This window comes from Microbacterium sp. 11MF, from assembly GCF_000383475.1.
Lineage (GTDB): Bacteria > Actinomycetota > Actinomycetes > Actinomycetales > Microbacteriaceae > Microbacterium > Microbacterium aquilitoris.
In genome coordinates, this window is sequence record NZ_KB911459.1 from 950,604 (window position 1) to 966,799 (window position 16,196).

Annotated in this window: 15 protein-coding genes; all 15 read right to left on the minus strand. The window is 70.4% G+C overall.

What is annotated here, in order from left to right; translation table 11 throughout:
* Positions 1–47: 47 nt before the first annotated feature.
* A complete protein-coding gene (locus H286_RS0104660; RefSeq protein WP_018186775.1) occupies positions 48–1,514 on the minus strand; it encodes a glutamate synthase subunit beta in 1,467 nt (488 codons plus the stop codon).
* On the minus strand, positions 1,507–6,111 hold the full coding sequence (gene gltB / locus H286_RS0104665) for a glutamate synthase large subunit (RefSeq protein ID WP_020097282.1): 4,605 nt from the start codon (positions 6,109–6,111) through the stop codon (positions 1,507–1,509). Before gltB ends, H286_RS0104660 begins: the two co-directional genes overlap by 8 nt.
* 53 nt (positions 6,112–6,164) lie before the next feature.
* A complete protein-coding gene (gene lgt, locus H286_RS0104670; protein WP_020097283.1) occupies positions 6,165–7,136 on the minus strand; it encodes a prolipoprotein diacylglyceryl transferase in 972 nt (323 codons plus the stop codon).
* Positions 7,137–7,146: 10 nt separating this feature from the next.
* Positions 7,147–7,947 carry a tryptophan synthase subunit alpha gene (trpA, locus tag H286_RS0104675; RefSeq protein ID WP_018186772.1) on the minus strand — a complete coding sequence of 267 codons (801 nt, stop codon included), beginning with the start codon at positions 7,945–7,947 and terminating at the stop codon, positions 7,147–7,149.
* Positions 7,944–9,203, minus strand: coding sequence for a tryptophan synthase subunit beta (trpB, locus tag H286_RS0104680; RefSeq protein ID WP_018186771.1), 1,260 nt, complete (start codon positions 9,201–9,203; stop codon positions 7,944–7,946). Before trpB ends, trpA begins: the two co-directional genes overlap by 4 nt.
* Positions 9,200–9,976 (minus strand): indole-3-glycerol phosphate synthase TrpC, encoded by a 777-nt coding sequence (gene trpC, locus H286_RS0104685; RefSeq protein WP_020097284.1) that lies wholly within the window; start codon positions 9,974–9,976, stop codon positions 9,200–9,202. The genes trpB and trpC overlap by 4 nt, the downstream gene beginning before the upstream one ends.
* A gap of 1 nt (position 9,977) precedes the next feature.
* A complete protein-coding gene (locus H286_RS0104690) occupies positions 9,978–10,205 on the minus strand; it encodes a DUF6704 family protein (RefSeq protein WP_018186769.1) in 228 nt (75 codons plus the stop codon).
* Positions 10,206–10,299: 94 nt separating this feature from the next.
* Positions 10,300–10,884: a Trp biosynthesis-associated membrane protein gene (locus tag H286_RS0104695; protein ID WP_020097285.1), complete on the minus strand. Its 585-nt coding sequence runs from the start codon at positions 10,882–10,884 to the stop codon at positions 10,300–10,302.
* Positions 10,881–11,240, minus strand: coding sequence for a phosphoribosyl-AMP cyclohydrolase (hisI, locus tag H286_RS0104700; RefSeq protein WP_020097286.1), 360 nt, complete (start codon positions 11,238–11,240; stop codon positions 10,881–10,883). The genes H286_RS0104695 and hisI overlap by 4 nt, the downstream gene beginning before the upstream one ends.
* The gene (gene hisF, locus H286_RS0104705) at positions 11,237–12,001 is read right to left on the minus strand and encodes an imidazole glycerol phosphate synthase subunit HisF (protein WP_020097287.1); all 765 of its coding nucleotides are present in this window, start codon (positions 11,999–12,001) and stop codon (positions 11,237–11,239) included. Before hisF ends, hisI begins: the two co-directional genes overlap by 4 nt.
* 1 nt (position 12,002) lies before the next feature.
* The gene (gene hisG / locus H286_RS0104710; protein ID WP_020097288.1) at positions 12,003–12,845 is read right to left on the minus strand and encodes an ATP phosphoribosyltransferase; all 843 of its coding nucleotides are present in this window, start codon (positions 12,843–12,845) and stop codon (positions 12,003–12,005) included.
* A gap of 46 nt (positions 12,846–12,891) precedes the next feature.
* Positions 12,892–13,155: a phosphoribosyl-ATP diphosphatase gene (locus H286_RS0104715; RefSeq protein ID WP_018186764.1), complete on the minus strand. Its 264-nt coding sequence runs from the start codon at positions 13,153–13,155 to the stop codon at positions 12,892–12,894.
* Between the two features lie 56 nt (positions 13,156–13,211).
* Positions 13,212–13,895, minus strand: a complete 684-nt coding sequence (gene rpe / locus H286_RS0104720; RefSeq protein WP_020097289.1) for a ribulose-phosphate 3-epimerase — start codon at positions 13,893–13,895, stop codon at positions 13,212–13,214.
* A gap of 15 nt (positions 13,896–13,910) precedes the next feature.
* Complete coding sequence (locus H286_RS0104725; protein WP_020097290.1) at positions 13,911–15,266, minus strand: RsmB/NOP family class I SAM-dependent RNA methyltransferase; 1,356 nt, start codon at positions 15,264–15,266, stop codon at positions 13,911–13,913.
* Positions 15,263–16,195: a methionyl-tRNA formyltransferase gene (gene fmt, locus H286_RS0104730; protein ID WP_020097291.1), complete on the minus strand. Its 933-nt coding sequence runs from the start codon at positions 16,193–16,195 to the stop codon at positions 15,263–15,265. Before fmt ends, H286_RS0104725 begins: the two co-directional genes overlap by 4 nt.
* Position 16,196: the final 1 nt, after the last annotated feature.

The following is a 16,196-nucleotide window of genomic DNA, read 5'->3' on the forward strand; positions in this document are numbered from 1 at the left end:
AAATTGCTCCGTCGGGTAGTGATTCGGGAGTTGGGAACGGTCTCAGCCTAGGCGTGCTGGAGGCCGATCGCGACGTCGGTCGGTCGGACCGGCGCCGGGAGGCTGGTCGACCCCATCAGGTACTCGTCGACGGCCGAGGCCGCCGCGCGCCCTTCTGCGATCGCCCAGACGATGAGGGACTGACCACGACCGGCATCCCCGGCCACGAAGACACCCGGTGCCGTCGCCTGCCAGTCGTCCGCACGCTCGACGTTGCCGTTCGAGGTGAACACGGCGCCGAGCTGCTGCTCGAGCGCCGTGCGCTCGGGGCCGGTGAATCCCATGGCGATGAGAACGAGATCGGCGGGGATCTCCCGCTCGGTCCCGCCCTTGGGGACGCGGCGGCCGTCGACGAACTCCGTCTCGGCCACCCGCAGGGCGCGCACCTCCCCCGCCTCGTTGCCGAGGAACTCGACGGTCGAGGCGAGGTACGAACGCTCGCCGCCCTCTTCGTGCGCCGAGGCGACCTCGAACAGGGTCGGCATCATGGGCCACGGCTGGTGATCGGGACGCGCCTCGGGCGGCTGCTTGCCGATCGCGAGGTTGGTGACGCTCAGGGCACCCTGGCGGTGCGCCGTGCCGATGCAGTCGGCGCCGGTGTCGCCGCCGCCGATCACGACGACGTGCTTGCCCTCGGCGTGGATCTGGTGAGGGACCTGATCGCCCGCGACAGCCTTGTTGGACTCGACGAGGTACTCCATGGCGAAGTGGACGCCGGCAAGGTCGCGCCCCGGGATCGCGAGGTCGCGCGGCACGGTCGAACCGGTGGCGATGACGACGGCGTCGTACCGCGCCCGCAGGTCGTCCCACGACAGGTCCTTGCCGATCTCGACGCCGGCGCGGAAGCGCGTGCCCTCGTCACGCATCTGCCGCAGTCGGGTCTCGAGGTGGCGCTTCTCCATCTTGAAGTCCGGGATGCCGTAGCGCAGCAGACCGCCGATGCGGTCGTCGCGCTCGTACACGGCGACCGTGTGCCCGGCGCGCGTGAGCTGCTGCGCCGCAGCGAGACCGGCGGGGCCCGAACCCACGACGGCGACCGTCTTGCCGGTCAGACGTCCCGGCGGCTCGGCCTCGACCCAGCCGTGCGCGAACGCCTCGTCGATCGTGGAGACCTCGATCTGCTTGATCGTGACGGCCGGCTGGTTGATCCCCAGGACGCACGAGCTCTCGCAGGGCGCGGGACACAGGCGACCGGTGAACTCCGGGAAGTTGTTCGTCGCGTGCAACCGCTCGATGGCAGCGCGACCCTCCCCGCGCCAGGTGAGGTCGTTCCACTCCGGGATGAGGTTGCCCAGGGGGCATCCCTGGTGGCAGAACGGGACGCCGCAGTCCATGCAGCGGCCGGCCTGGCGACGCAGCACGGCCTGGTCGCCCTGCTCGTACACCTCTTTCCAGTCCATGATGCGAACGGGGACGGGCCGGCGCGGCGGCAGCTCGCGCTCGGTGACTTTGAGGAAGCCCTTCGGGTCAGCCACGGGTCACCTCCAGGATGCGGTTCCAGACGACGTCGCTGTCGGGGTCGAGCCCCTCGGCGGCCGCCTCCTGGCGGGTTTTCAGGACGGCCGCGTAGTCACGCGGCAGGACGCGGGTGAAGTTCGCGACCTCGGTGTCGAGGTTCGCGAGCAGCCGCTCGGCGAGGTCCGATCCGGTCTCCTCGACGTGACGGACCAGCAGGTCGCGGAGGATCTCGACATCGCCGGCGCCGAGCTCGAGGAGCTCCAGCTCGCCGGTCGCGAGGGCCTCGCGGTTGATGAGGGCCTGGTCCAGGTGGTGGATGTAGGCCGATCCGCCGGACATGCCCGCTCCGAGGTTGCGGCCGGTGGGCCCCAGGATCACGGCGAGTCCCCCGGTCATGTACTCGAGCGCGTGGTCTCCGACGCCCTCGACGACAGCCGTGGCTCCGGAGTTACGGACGAGGAACCGTTCGCCGACGACGCCTCGGAGGAACATCGAGCCGCGGGTCGCGCCGTAGCCGATCACGTTGCCGGCGATGACGTTCTTCGAGGCGTCGAAGGCGGCATCGCGGGGAGGCCGGACGACGATCTCGCCGCCCGACAGGCCCTTGCCGACGTAGTCGTTCGAGTCGCCCTCGAGACGCAGCGTGATGCCCGAGGGCAGGAAAGCGCCGAAGGACTGCCCCGCCGATCCGGTCAGGTTGACCTCGATCGTGCCCGACGGCAGACCGTTCTCCCCGTGGGCCTTGGTGACGTGGTGTCCGAGCATGGTGCCGACGGCACGCTCGGTGTTGCGCACCGGGAGGTCGATCGTCACGTGACCCCCGTGGGCGACGACATCGCGCGCCCGGTCGAGCAGACCGACGTCGAAGTGCTCTTCGAGCTCATGGTCCTGCTCGCGCACGCGGTGACGGGGTGCATCCTCCTCGAACACGGGTCCGCGGAGGATGGGCGACAGGTCCAGCCCGTACGCCTTCCAGTGGTCGACCGCCGGCTGCACGTCGAGGACCTCGGTGTGACCGACGGCCTCTTCGATCGAGCGGAAGCCGAGCTCGGCCAGGTACTCCCGCACCTCCTGCGCGATGAACTCCATGAAGTTCACGACGTGATCGGCCTTACCGGAGAAGCGTTTGCGCAGTTCCGGGTTCTGCGTCGCGACGCCGACGGGGCAGGTGTCGAGGTGGCACACGCGCATCATGATGCAGCCCTCGACGACGAGCGCGCTCGTCGCGAAGCCGAACTCCTCGGCGCCGAGCAGCGCCGCGATGAGCACATCGCGTCCGGTCTTCAGCTGTCCGTCCGCCTGCACGACCACCCGGCCGCGCATGTCGTTGATCATGAGCGTCTGCTGGGTCTCGGCGAGACCGAGTTCCCAGGGCGTGCCCGCGTGCTTCAGGGAGTTCAGCGGGCTCGCCCCCGTGCCGCCGTCGTGCCCCGAGACGAGGATGACGTCGGCCAGGGCCTTCGCCGTTCCCGCCGCGACCGCGCCGATGCCGGACTGGCTGACGAGCTTCACGTGGACGCGCGCCGACGGGTTGGCTCGCTTGACATCGAAGATCAGCTGCTTCAGGTCCTCGATCGAGTAGATGTCGTGGTGGGGCGGCGGTGAGATGAGTCCCACACCGGGCGTGCCGCCCCGCGTCCGCGCGATCCAGGGGTAGACCTTGCCGGGAGGCAGCTGCCCGCCCTCGCCGGGCTTCGCGCCCTGGGCGAGCTTGATCTGGATGTCGTCGGCGTGCGTCAGGTACATGCTCGTGACGCCGAAACGTCCCGAGGCGACCTGCTTGATGGCGCTGCGCCGTTCGGGGTCGAGGAGCCGGTCGACGTCCTCTCCGCCCTCGCCCGTGTTCGACTTCGCACCGAGTCGGTTCATCGCGATCGCGAGGGTCTCGTGCGCCTCCTTGGAGATGGAGCCGTAGCTCATCGCTCCGGTCGAGAAGCGCTTCACGATCGACGAGATCGGCTCGACCTCGTCGATGGGAACCGCGGGGCGGACGCCGGACTTGAGCCGGAAGAGGCCGCGCAGCGTCTTCAGGTCGGACGCCTGCTCGTCGATCATCTGCGTGTACTCGCGGAAGATGTCGTAGCGGCGCGTCCGGGTCGCGTGCTGCAGACGGAACACGGTGTCGGGGTTGAAGAGGTGGGATGCCCCGTCCCGCCGCCACTGGTACTCGCCGCCCGTCCAGAGCCGCTCGTGTGCGCGCGCGGCCTGATCGGCGGGGTACGCGAACTCGTGACGGGCGAGGTTCTCGCGCGAGATCTCCTCGATCCCGATGCCCCCGAGCTTCGTCTCGGTGCCGGTGAAGTACGTGTCGATGAACTCCTGCGAGAGTCCGACGGCCTCGAAGACCTGGGCGCCCGCGTACGAGGACACCGTCGAGATGCCCATCTTGGACATGATCTTCAGCACGCCCTTGCCGAGCGCGTAGATCAGGTTGCGGACGGCCTTCTCGGGCTCGACGCCCGTGATGTACCCCGCGCGGACCAGGTACTCGACCGTCTCCATCGCGAGGTAGGGATTGACCGCCGACGCACCGTATCCGATCAGCGTCGCGACGTGGTGGACCTCGCGGACGTCGCCCGCCTCCACGACGAGACCGACCTTCATGCGGTTCTGGTTGCGGATGAGGTGGTGGTGGACGGCCGACAGGGTCAGCAGCGAGGGGATCGGCACGAGGTCCGACGTCGAGTCGCGGTCGCTGAGGATGATGAACTCGACACCGTCGGCGATGGCGGCATCCACCTCGGCGCAGATCTCGTCGAGCCGGGAGCGCAGCGAGTCCGCGTCGGCGTCTGCGCGGTACAGGCCCCGGATCGTGATGGAGCGGCGACCCGGCAGGGCGCGGTCGATGTTCTGCAGCTTCGCGAGCTCGTCGTTGTCGATGACCGGGAAGTCGAGGGTGATCACCCGGGTGTGGTCGGCGCCGGAGGCCAGGAGGTTGCGCTCGGGGCCGAGGCCGAGGCCGAGGGAGGTGACCACCTCTTCGCGGATCGAGTCGAGCGGCGGGTTCGTGACCTGCGCGAACTGCTGCACGAAGTAATCGAAGAGAAGGCGCGGCCGCTGGCTGAGGACGGCGATCGGCGTGTCCGAGCCCATCGCACCGAGGGGTTCGGCACCGGTCTGGCCCATGGGGGTCAGGAGGATGCGCACCTCCTCCTCGGTGTAGCCGAAGGTGCGCTGACGCCGGGTGATCGAGGCGATCGGGTGCACGATGTGCTCGCGCTCGGGAAGGTCCTTGAGGCGGACGCGCCCTGCGTCGAGCCACTCCTGCCACGGGTGGAGCGAGGCGAGGTCGCGCTTGATCTCGTCGTCCTCGACGATGCGGCCCTGCGCCGTGTCGACGACGAACATGCGTCCCGGCCGGAGCCGACCGCGCCGCTTGATGCGCTGGGGCTCGAAGTCGAGCACACCCGTCTCACTTCCGATGACGACGAGGCCGTCCGTCGTCTCGGTCCAGCGACCGGGGCGCAGGCCGTTGCGGTCGAGCGTCGCGCCGACGAGCGAGCCGTCGGTGAAGATGAGCGCTGCCGGGCCGTCCCACGGCTCCATCTGCATCGAGTGGTAGTCGTAGAAGGCGCGCAGGTCGTCGGGGATGTCGGCCTGCTTCTCGTACGCCTCGGGGACCATCATCATGATCGCGTGCGGCAGGCTGCGGCCGGTCAACGTCAGCAGTTCGAGCACCTCGTCGAACGACGCGGAGTCGCTCTGGCCGGGGCTGCAGATCGGCAGCAGCGGACTGATGTCGCCGAGGAGCTCCGACTCGAGCTGGGACTGCCGCGCCCGCATCCAGTTGCGGTTGCCGTTGACGGTGTTGATCTCGCCGTTGTGGGCCAGCATGCGCAGCGGCTGGGCCAGCGGCCACGACGGGAAGGTGTTGGTCGAGTAGCGGGAGTGCACGACCGCGAGCTCGGTCGCGAAACGATCGTCCTGAAGATCGGGGTAGAACGGCTCGAGCTGGAGCGTCGTCACCATGCCCTTGTAGCCGAGCGTGCGGCTCGACAGCGACACGAAGTACGCATCGAGCTCGTGCTGGGCGCGCTTGCGCAGGCGGTAGGTGCGGCGGTCCAGCGCGATGCCGGACAGCGCCGGCGCATCGCCGACGGCGGGCCGTGACACGAAGAGCTGCTCGAACGCCGGGCGTGCGTTGAACGCCAACTTGCCCAGGTTCTCGTCCGCCGTCGGGACCACGCGCCACCCGAGGACCGTCAGGCCCTCGCTTGCCGCGATGTCCTCGACAGCCGCCTTCTGCGCAGCACGCTCGTCGTGGTCGGTCGGCAGGAACGCGAGACCGACGGCGTACTCGCCGACCGCGGGCAGGTCGAAGTCGACGACCGCGCGCAGGAACGCGTCGGGCATCTGAGTCAGGATGCCGGCGCCGTCACCGGTACCGGCATCCGACCCGATGGCACCGCGGTGCTCGAGGTTTCGGAGCGCGGTGAGGGCGAGGTCCACGATGTCGTGGCCCGCCTCGCCGCGCAGAGTCGCGACCATCGCCAGACCGCAGGCGTCCTTCTCGAACGCCGGGTTGTACATCCCCTGCTTCGCAGGGAACGAACCACCGGTGATGGACCCGGCCGGCCGGGTCGTGGTGTCTTCGTGACGGGAGCTCGAGGGCATGCCTACCGTCCTCACATGGGTGCTCAACCTGGGACGACGTCGGCCCTGCGGTGCTATCGGGTGGTGAGGGAGCTTGTGGCCCCACCGGAGGATTCTTCGGACGCGGGGGGTGCGCTCACGTCCACGAAGTCATCGGTTCCCTGCGAGTGTACCCCGCCCGGCGGAGTCCATTCGCGACCCGGCTGGTACGGCGAGGGCTCGAGCCCCGGGTGCCGCCTCTTCTGCACGATCATGATGACCAGACCCACGATGACACCGAAGATCGCCGCCCACACGTTGGTGCGGAGACCGAGGTACACCTCGCTCGGATCGATGCGGATCGACTCCCACACGATGCGACCGGCCGAGTACCAGACCAGGTAGAGGCCGAACAGGCGTCCCCACTGCAGCCGGAACCGGCGTCCCGCCGCAGCGATGATGATGACGCCCATGACGTTCCAGATGACCTCGTAGAGGAACGTCGGGTGGAACAGGGTGCCCACGGGCAGCCCGGCGGGCCACGCCGAGTTCGGGTAGTCGATCTCCAGACCCCAGGGCAGGTCGGTGGGAAGACCGTAGAGCTCCTGGTTGAACCAGTTGCCGAAACGTCCGAACGCCTGCGCCAGCAGCAGTGCCGGCGCGAGGGCGTCGGCGAACGTCCAGAAGCGGATGCCGCTCCACTTGCAGCCGAGCCACGCGCCGATCGCACCGCCGATGAGGGCGCCGAAGATGGCGATGCCGCCCTCCCAGATCCGGAAGATCGCCCACAGGTCCTTGCCCTCCCCGAAGTAGAAGCCGGGGTGGGTCAGGACGTGGAAGATGCGCGCGCCGATGATGGCCAGCGGCACGGCCAGCAGAGCGATGTCGATCACGACCCAGGGCTCCGCGCCGCGCGCAGTGAGGCGACGGTTGGTCCACAGCGTCGCGACGATGATGCCCGCCAGGATGCACAGGGCGTAGAAGTGGATCGTCAGCGGGCCGAGCTGGAACGAACTGATCGACGGGCTGGGGATGCTCGCGACGACAGAGAGGGCAGCAGAAGTCACGACGGCGAGTCTACGCGGTGACGGCGTGCGGTCCTGCGCCCTGCGACAGCTCGCGCGCCGTCGCCGCGAGCCCGTCGACGCCGCCGTCCCGCAGTGCGCGGACGAGCGCCGTGCCGACGATCGCGCCGTCCGCGTACTCGAGGACACCGTCCACCTGGTCGGCGGTGGAGATCCCGATGCCGACGCAGGCGTTCTCGACCCCGTGGGCCCGCAGGCGGTCGACGAGGGCGCGGGCTGCGGCATCCAACTCGGCACGCTCCCCCGTAATGCCCATCGTCGAGACGGTGTAGACGAAGCCCGTGGAGTGCTCGGCGATCATCTTGATCCGCTCCTCAGTGGAAGAGGGCGCCGCGAGGAAGATGCGGTCGAGGCCGGTGCGCTCCGACGCGGCGATCCAGTCGGCGGCGGCGTCGGGGGTGATGTCGGGCGTGATGAGCCCCGCACCGCCCGCAGCGGCCAGGTCGTCGGCGAAGCGGTCGACGCCGTACTGGAACACCGGGTTCCAGTACGTCATGACGACGATCGGGACGTCGACGCGCTCGGCGATCGCACGGACGGCCGTGAACGTGTCGCGGAAGCGGAACCCGGCCGCCAGGGCGGCCTGGGTGGCCTCCTGGATGACGACGCCGTCCATGACGGGGTCGGAGTAGGGCGGGCCGAGCTCGAGGATGTCGGCGCCGTTCTCGGCGAGGGCGACCGCGGCGTCGATGCTCGTCTGCAGGTCGGGATATCCGATCGGGAGGTAGCCCACGAAGGCCCCGCGTCCCGCTTCTTTCGCGGCGGAGATCGCGGCCGCGACGCGAGAGGTCACAGTTCGACCCCTTCGCCGCTGCCGTGCGCAGGGTCGGTCGGTACCTCGACGGGCTCCTTGTCGGCGTCGTAGAGCTCGAACCACCGGGCGGCGGTGTCCATGTCCTTGTCACCGCGGCCCGAGAGGTTGATCGCGATCACGCCGTCGGGACCCAGCTCGCGTCCGATGCGCAGCGCCCCGGCGAGGGCGTGCGCGGACTCGATGGCGGGGATGATGCCCTCGGTCCGGCTCAGCAGACGCAGGGCCTCCATCGCCTCGGTGTCGGTGGCGGGGATGTACTGCGCACGGCCGATGCTCGCGAGCCACGCGTGCTCGGGACCGACGCCCGGGTAGTCGAGCCCGGCCGAGATCGAGTGCGATTCGGTCGTCTGCCCGTCCTCGTCCTGCAGGACGAACGTCTTCGCGCCGTGGAGGATGCCGGGGCGACCGCGTTCGATGGATGCCGCGTGCTTGGGCGTGTCGACGCCGTCGCCGGCCGCCTCGACGCCGTACAGCGCCACGCCCTCGTCGTCGAGGAAGGCGTCGAACATGCCGATCGCGTTCGACCCGCCGCCCACGCAGGCGACGACCGCGTCGGGGAGCCGGCCGATCTCGTCGAGGAGCTGCTGACGCGCCTCCTCGCTGATGATCTTCTGGAAGTCGCGCACCATCGCGGGGAACGGGTGGGGCCCGGCGGCGGTGCCGAAGATGTAGTTGGTCGTGTCGACCGACGCGACCCAGTCGCGGTACGCCTCGTTGATCGCGTCCTTCAGCGTCCGCGAGCCCGTCGTGACGGGGATGACCTCGGCCCCGAGCAGCCGCATGCGCGCGACGTTCAACGCCTGTCGCTCGGTGTCGACCTCGCCCATGTACACCGTGCACTCGAAGCCGAACAGGGCGGCGGCGGTCGCGGTCGCGACGCCGTGCTGGCCTGCCCCGGTCTCGGCGATCACGCGCTTCTTGCCGAGCCGCTTCGTGATGAGCGCCTGACCGATGACGTTGTTGATCTTGTGCGAGCCGGTGTGGTTGAGGTCTTCGCGCTTGAGGAAGACCCGCGCGCCGCCGGCGTGCTCGGCGAACCGGGGCACCTCGGTCAGGGCCGACGGTCGGCCGGCGTAGACGCTCAGGAGCCGGGAGAACTCGGCAGCGAAGGCGGGGTCCGCCTTCGCATCCTCGTAGACCGCGGTGAGCTCGTCGATCGCGGCGATCAGGGACTCGGGCATGTACCGCCCGCCGAACTCGCCGAAGAACGGACCGGTAGCTGCACGAAGACTCATGAACCTGCCTCCAGGAAGGCGGCGAGCGTCGACACGGGGTCACTCGTGACGAGCGCTTCGCCGATCAGGACGACGTCGGCACCCGCAGCACGGTAGTGCGCGACGTCGGCGGGTGAGAGGACCGCGGACTCGGCGATCTTGATCACACCCTCGGGGATGTCGGCCGCGAGCCGCCCGAAGAGGTCGCGGTCGAGCTCGAAGGTCGAGAGGTTGCGCGCGTTGACTCCGACCAGACGCGCACCGATGTCGTTCGCGCGCGCCAGTTCCTCCGCCGAGTGCGTCTCGACGAGGGGCGTCATCTCGAGCTCCTGCACGAGACCGTGGAGCTCGGTGAGCAGGTCCTGCTCGAGCCCGGCGACGATGAGCAGCACGAGGTCGGCGCCCGCGGCGCGTGCCTCGAACACCTGGTAGGCCGTCGAGATGAAGTCCTTGCGGAGCACGGGAAGCGTGACCGCGGCGCGGACGGCCTCGAGGTCGGCGAGCGAACCCTTGAACTTGCGCCCCTCGGTCAGGACCGAGATGGCGGACGCGCCGCCGAGTTCGTACCGGCGCGCCTGCAGCGCGGGATCGGGGATGTCGGCGAGGTCACCGCGCGACGGGCTCGCGCGCTTGACCTCGGCGATGATCTTGACGCGCTCTGCGGGTGCGAGGGCGGCGAGGGCATCGATCGCGGCAGGCTGCGCGAGGGCGAGCTTCTCCACGACAGCAAGGGGGCGGACGGTCTCCCGCTCCCGTGCATCCTCCACCGCGCCGCCCATGAGGTCGGCGAGCATGTCAGTGCTGCTTCGAGACGGTCTTCGACCCGCCGACGCCGTAGCCGGCCTTGGTCATGATGAAGCCGACGACGAGACCGAGGAGCAGCAGGACGACCGAGAGCCAGACGAGGAGCGGCATCTCGAGGAAGAAGAACACGGTGCCGATCGTCAGCGCGACGAGCATGATGATGACCGTCGTCCATGCCGCCGGGGAGTGTCCGTGGCCGGGGTCCTCGATGCCGCTCATTGTTCTCCTTCGATGGGACGCACGGGTTGTCTGGATCGGCTGACGCCGCGTGATCAGTCTAGCGGGGCGTGCAGACTCCCCCGCCCCGCGGAGCTCAGGTGGTCGGGTCCTCGCCGCGCGAGAGATCGTCCCAGGAGTCGATGCTGTCGCGGGGACCGGCCGCGCGATCCGTGCGGTACTTCCGGCCCGCCGAGCTCCATCGGTGCGCCGTCGCGAGGGCGAGCACGCCGCCGAGCAGGATCAGAGCGGATGCCGCGACGGTGACCGCCGGCCAGGGCGTCACCGTGACCTCGGTCACGATGGCGGCGATGCTCTTCTCCCCGCTGAGACCGGTGGCGTCGGTCACCGGTCCGGCGACGGCATCCACGGGTCGCTGGGAGGCGATGCGGAACGCACCCCATCCGAGGCCGGCGCCGAGGGCCACGGCGATGACGGCGAAGACGTGGCGGAGCACGCGGCCGACGATCGTCAGGGCGAGCCCGAGAGCGAGCGCCGCGAGGCTCAGGGGCGCGACGACGGCGAGGGCATCGGCTCCCGCGACGGCGATCGGCACCGGAGACCCGTCGTCGACGGTCGCCTCGAGCCAGGTCTGGGTCGACCCGATGATGCCGAGTGCGCCGCCGGCCAGGATCGCGAGGACGGCCGACAGGCGGGTGCGTCGCGACGTCGCCTCGGTCACGAGAACTCGCCGACGACGGGATCGAGGTCGTCGGCGTCGAAGCACGTGCGGTCGCCGGTGTGGCAGGCCGCACCGACCTGCTCGACGGACACCAGCAGCGTGTCGCCGTCGCAGTCCAGCCGCACGCCCTTCACGAACTGCGCGTGGCCGGACGTGTCGCCCTTGCGCCAGTACTCCTGACGCGACCGCGACCAGAACGTCACGCGACCCTCGGTGAGCGTCCGGCGGAGGGCCTCGGCATCCATCCACCCGAGCATGAGCACCTCGCGCGTGTCGTGCTGCTGCACGATCGCGGGGACGAGGCCGTCGGCGTTGTAGACCACTCGGGACATGCGCTCCTCGATCGACCGGGTCATCGGCGGACCTCCACCCCTTCGCGGACGAGCGCGTCCTTGACGTCCGCGACGGTCAGCTGGCCGGAGTGGAAGACGGATGCCGCGAGCACCGCGTCGGCACCGGCGGCGATCGCCGGGGCGAAGTGCGCGGCATCCCCCGCTCCTCCGGAGGCGATCACGGGCACCGTGGACACCTCGCGCATGAGCGAGACGAGCTCGAGGTCGAAGCCGTCCTTCGTGCCGTCGGCGTCGATCGAGTTGACGAGGAGCTCCCCCGCACCGCGCTCGATCGCCTCGCGCGCCCAGGCGAGCGCGTCGAGGTCGGTGAGGGTGCGTCCGCCGTGCGTCGTGACGGCGAAGCCGGACGGCTTGCCGGGAGCGCGCTTGACGTCGAGGGAGAGGACGAGGACCTGCGCCCCGAAGCGGTCGGCGATCTCGCCGAGGAGCTCGGGCCGGGCGATCGCGGCCGAGTTGACGCCCACCTTGTCGGCGCCGACCCCGAGGAGCCGTGCGACGTCCTCGGCCGAGCGCACTCCCCCGCCCACGGTGAGCGGGATGAAGACCTGCTCGGCGGTGCGCTGCACGACGTCGTACGTCGTGTCGCGTGCGTCGACGGTGGCCGTCACGTCGAGGAAGGTGATCTCATCGGCGCCCTGCTCGTAGTACCGGCGCGCCAGTTCGACGGGATCGCCCATTTCGCGGAGGTTCTCGAAGTTGACGCCCTTGACGACCTTGCCCGCGGCCACGTCGAGACACGGGATCACGCGGCTGACGAGCGACACGTCAGAGCCTCGCGTTGTGGATGGCGGTCACGAGGATCGCCCGCGCGCCGATCTCGTAGAGGGCGTCCATGACCTGGTTCACGGTCTTCCGCGGACTCATGACGCGGACGGCAACCCACGCGGGGTCGCGCAGCGGCGAGATCGTGGGCGACTCGATGCCGGGAGCGAGGGCGACCGCCTGGTCGACCAGGTGCGCGGGCAGGTCGTAGTCGATGAGGACGTAGCGCCGGGCGACCATGACGCCGCGCAGGCGGCGCAGGAGCGTCTCGGTGCCGTCGGCCTCGGTCGGCGCGCCGATGAGGACGGCCTCGGACTCCAGCAGCACCGGTCCGAAGATCTCGAGCCCCGCCTGGCGGAGGGTCGTGCCGGTCGAGACGACGTCGGCGACGGCATCCGCGACACCCAGCTGAACGGCGGATTCGACCGCACCGTCGAGCGGCACGAGGTCGACGGCGACGCCGAGGTCGTCGAGGTACGCGTCCACGAGACCCGGGTAGGCGGTCGCGACGCGCAGTCCGTCGAGGTCGGCGAGCTCCGTGAAGCGTCCGGGAGGGCCGGCGAACCGGAACGTCGAGCCGCCGAAGCCGAGCTTCTCGATCTCGCGGGCACCCGGCATCCGGGCGTCCAGCAGCAGATCGCGACCGGTGATGCCGACGTCCAGCGCACCGGAGCCGACGTAGGTGGCGATGTCCTTGGGACGGAGGTAGAAGAACTCGACGTCGTTGACGGGGTCGATGGCGTGCAGGTCCTTGGGGTCGCGTCGACCGGTGTACCCGGCTTCGGCGAGCATCCCCGCGGTGGTTTCGGCGAGCATGCCCTTGTTGGGGACGGCGATGCGCAGCATGGAGCGTCTTTCGGTGTGGAGGTGGGCGGACGAGTCGAGGGACCGATCAGAGATGTCGGTACACGTCCTCGAGCGTCAGCCCCTTCGCGAGCATCATCACCTGCAGGTGGTAGAGCAGCTGCGAGATCTCCTCGGCCGTCTCGGTGTCGGACTGGTACTCGGCGGCCATCCAGACCTCGGCGGCCTCTTCGACGATCTTCTTGCCGATGGCGTGGACGCCGCGATCCAGCTGCGCGACCGTGCCCGATCCCTCGGGACGGCTCGCCGCGGTCTCGCTCAGCTCGGAGAACAGTGCGTCGAAGGTCTTCACACCCTCCAGGGTACCGGCCCGCCGATCACGGCCGGTCCGCGTGACGGCCGTGCTCGTCAGTGACGGTGGGCGGATGCCGCGGCTGAGCGGAGCGCGCTGATCGCTGCGCCGGGATCCTCGGCCCCGAAGACGGCCGAGCCCGCCACGAATGTGTCGGCACCGGCATCCGCTGCCTGCGCGATGGTCGATTCGCCGATGCCGCCGTCGACCTGGAGCCACACTCGCGACCCGCGGCGGCGGGCCTCGTCGCTGAGCCGGCGGAGCTTGGGCATCTGGTCGGCCATGAAGCTCTGCCCGCCGAAGCCGGGCTCGACCGTCATGACGAGGATCTGGTCGAACTCGTCGAGGACGTCGAACAGCTGCTCCACGGGGGTCGCAGGCTTGACCGCGACGCCGGCGCGTGCGCCGATCTGCCGCAGCCGACGAGCGAGAGCGACGGGGTCGGCGGCCGCCTCGAGGTGGAACGTGACGGATGCCGCCCCGATCTCGGCGTACTCGGGAGCGCAGCGATCGGCGTCGCTGATCATGAGGTGCACGTCGAGCGGGACGGGGCTCGTCGCCTGGATGCGCTCGACCATCTGCGGACCGAACGTCAGGTTCGGGACGAAGTGATTGTCCATGACGTCGACGTGGACGAAGTCGGCCGACGCGATGCGGGCGAGTTCCGCCTGCATGTTCACGAAGTCGGCGGCGAGGATGCTGGGGTTGATGCGTACGTCGGAATCGGCCACGTCAGCCATTATCCCGGTGCCCGGTCAGTTCTTGCGGAGCAACCAGATCGACATCGCGTCGGTGCCGTGACGGTGTGGCCACAGCTGGGCGCGGCCCGATCCATCCGACGGCTCCGCGAGATCGATATCCCCGCCGGCGACCTGCCGGAGCACCTCGCGCGCGTCAAGCTGGGTGAGAGCGTCACCGAACCGACGTTCGACCTCTGCCACGACACCCGCGGTCTCGGCGAGGTGGGGTGAGCACGTCACGTAGGCGACGACGCCGCCGGGAGCAAGCGCGTCGACCGCCGCGATGAGGAGTTCGGTCTGCAGCTGAGTGAGTTCGGGGACGTCCGCCGGGGCCTTCCGCCACCGCGCCTCGGGCCGGCGTCGGAGGGCGCCGAGGCCGGTGCAGGGGGCGTCGACGAGGATCCGGTCGTAGACCCCGCGGCCCGCGCGGGTGCGACCGTCCTCCTCCGACACGGGCACGTCGAGGGGGACGGCGGCGACCGACTGCCGGACGAGGCGGGCCCGCGCAGGTGACACTTCGTTCGCCTCGACGATCGCGCCGCCGGTGGCGCCCTCGGCAGCCAGCACGGCGGTCTTGCCGCCGGGCGCGGCGCAGAGGTCCAGCCACCGCTCCCCCGCGCGGATCGGGACCGCACGCGACAGGGCGAGGGCCGCAAGCTGCGACCCTTCGTCCTGCACGCGGACAGCACCCCCCGACCCGCGGACGATCCGGTCCGGGTCGCCACCGGCGAGGCGGAAGCCGATCGGGGAGAACGGGGTGCGCTCCGCGTCGTCCGGGATCGACCCGACGCCCGGCAGAGCGGTGAGGGTCACCGTGGGCGCGGCGTTGTCGGCGGCGAGGAGGTCGAGGAGCTCATCCCCGCGTCCCTCGACGGACAGCGCGCGCCGGAAGGCCCGGATGATCCAGACCGGGTGTGCGAACCGGACAGCCAGGCGCTCGTCGTCGGAGCGGGCGGCATCCTCGATGCGGGTCAGCCACTCCTCCTCGTCCCGTTCCGACACGCGGCGGAGGACGGCGTTGGCGAACCCCGTCGCGCGGCGGCCCGCCACACGACCGACGAGGTCGACCGTCTCGTGGACGGCGGCGTGCGCGGGGACGCGGGTCGCGAGGAGCTGGTGCGTGCCGAGTCGAAGCGCGTCGAGGACGGGCGCGTCGATCCCCGAGACGGGTCGCGACGCCGCCATCTCGATGATGGCGTCGTACGTCCCGACACGGCGGAGGGTGCCGTAGGTCAGCTCGGTGGCGAGGGCGGCATCCGCGGTCGACAGTCGGGCGCGCTCGAGTTCGCGCGGCAAGAGGAGGTTCGCGTAGGCGTCGTCCTCTCCAACGGCGCGGATGACCGCGTACGCGACGTCGCGGGCGGCGCTCACGAGACCGCTCCAGGGAGATCGACCCGAGGATCATCGACGCGGAGCCCGCGCCACCAGTCGGCCGCGTTCATCGCACCCTTTCCGGCGGGTTGGACCGTCCGGAGAAGGACGGTTCCCTCCCCCGTGCCCGCGACGACGTCACGGCCGACGAGCGCGACCTGACCGGCCTCGAGATCGGCGTCGGGACCGCGGAGGGCGGCGAGCACCTTCACCCGCTGACCGTCGAGCGACACGTGGGCACCGGGCTCGGGCGTCGTCCCGCGGAAGCGGTCGATCACCCGGTCAGCGGGTTCGGCCAGATCGAGGGCGCCGTCGGCCTGTGTGAGCTTCGGCGCGAGGGTGGGTTCGCCGTGCTGGGGCGTCGTGACCGCCGAGCCGTCGGCGATCGCATCCACGACTCCCGAGACGAGTTCCGCGCCGGACGCGGCCAGGTCCGTGAGCACGTCGCCCGCCGTGGCACCGCGCGGGACGTCGTAGCGGAGCTCGGCGAAGACGTCCCCGGCGTCGAGGGCGGGGACGAGCTGGAACACGGCGGCGCCCGTCACACGGTCGCCGGCGATGAGCGCGTGCTGCACGGGCGCCGCGCCGCGCCAGCGCGGGAGGAGGGAGAAATGCAGGTTGATCCAGCCGTGCGGCGGCATCGACAGGAGCGGTTCGCGCACCAGTCCGCCGTAGGCGACGATGACACCCAGGTCCGCGCCGAGCGCGGCGATCTCGGCCGTCGCGGCGTCGTCGAGGCGGTCCGCCTTGACGATCGGGAGCCCGAGCTGCTCCGCCGCCACCGCGACCGGCGAGGGCGTCAGGACGCGCTTGCGTCCGATCGGAGCATCGCGTCGCGTGACGACGCCGACGACCTCATGGGACGAGGCCGCGAGGGCGCGGAGGGACGGGACGGCCGGTTCGGGGGTTCCGGCGAAAACGACGCGCATG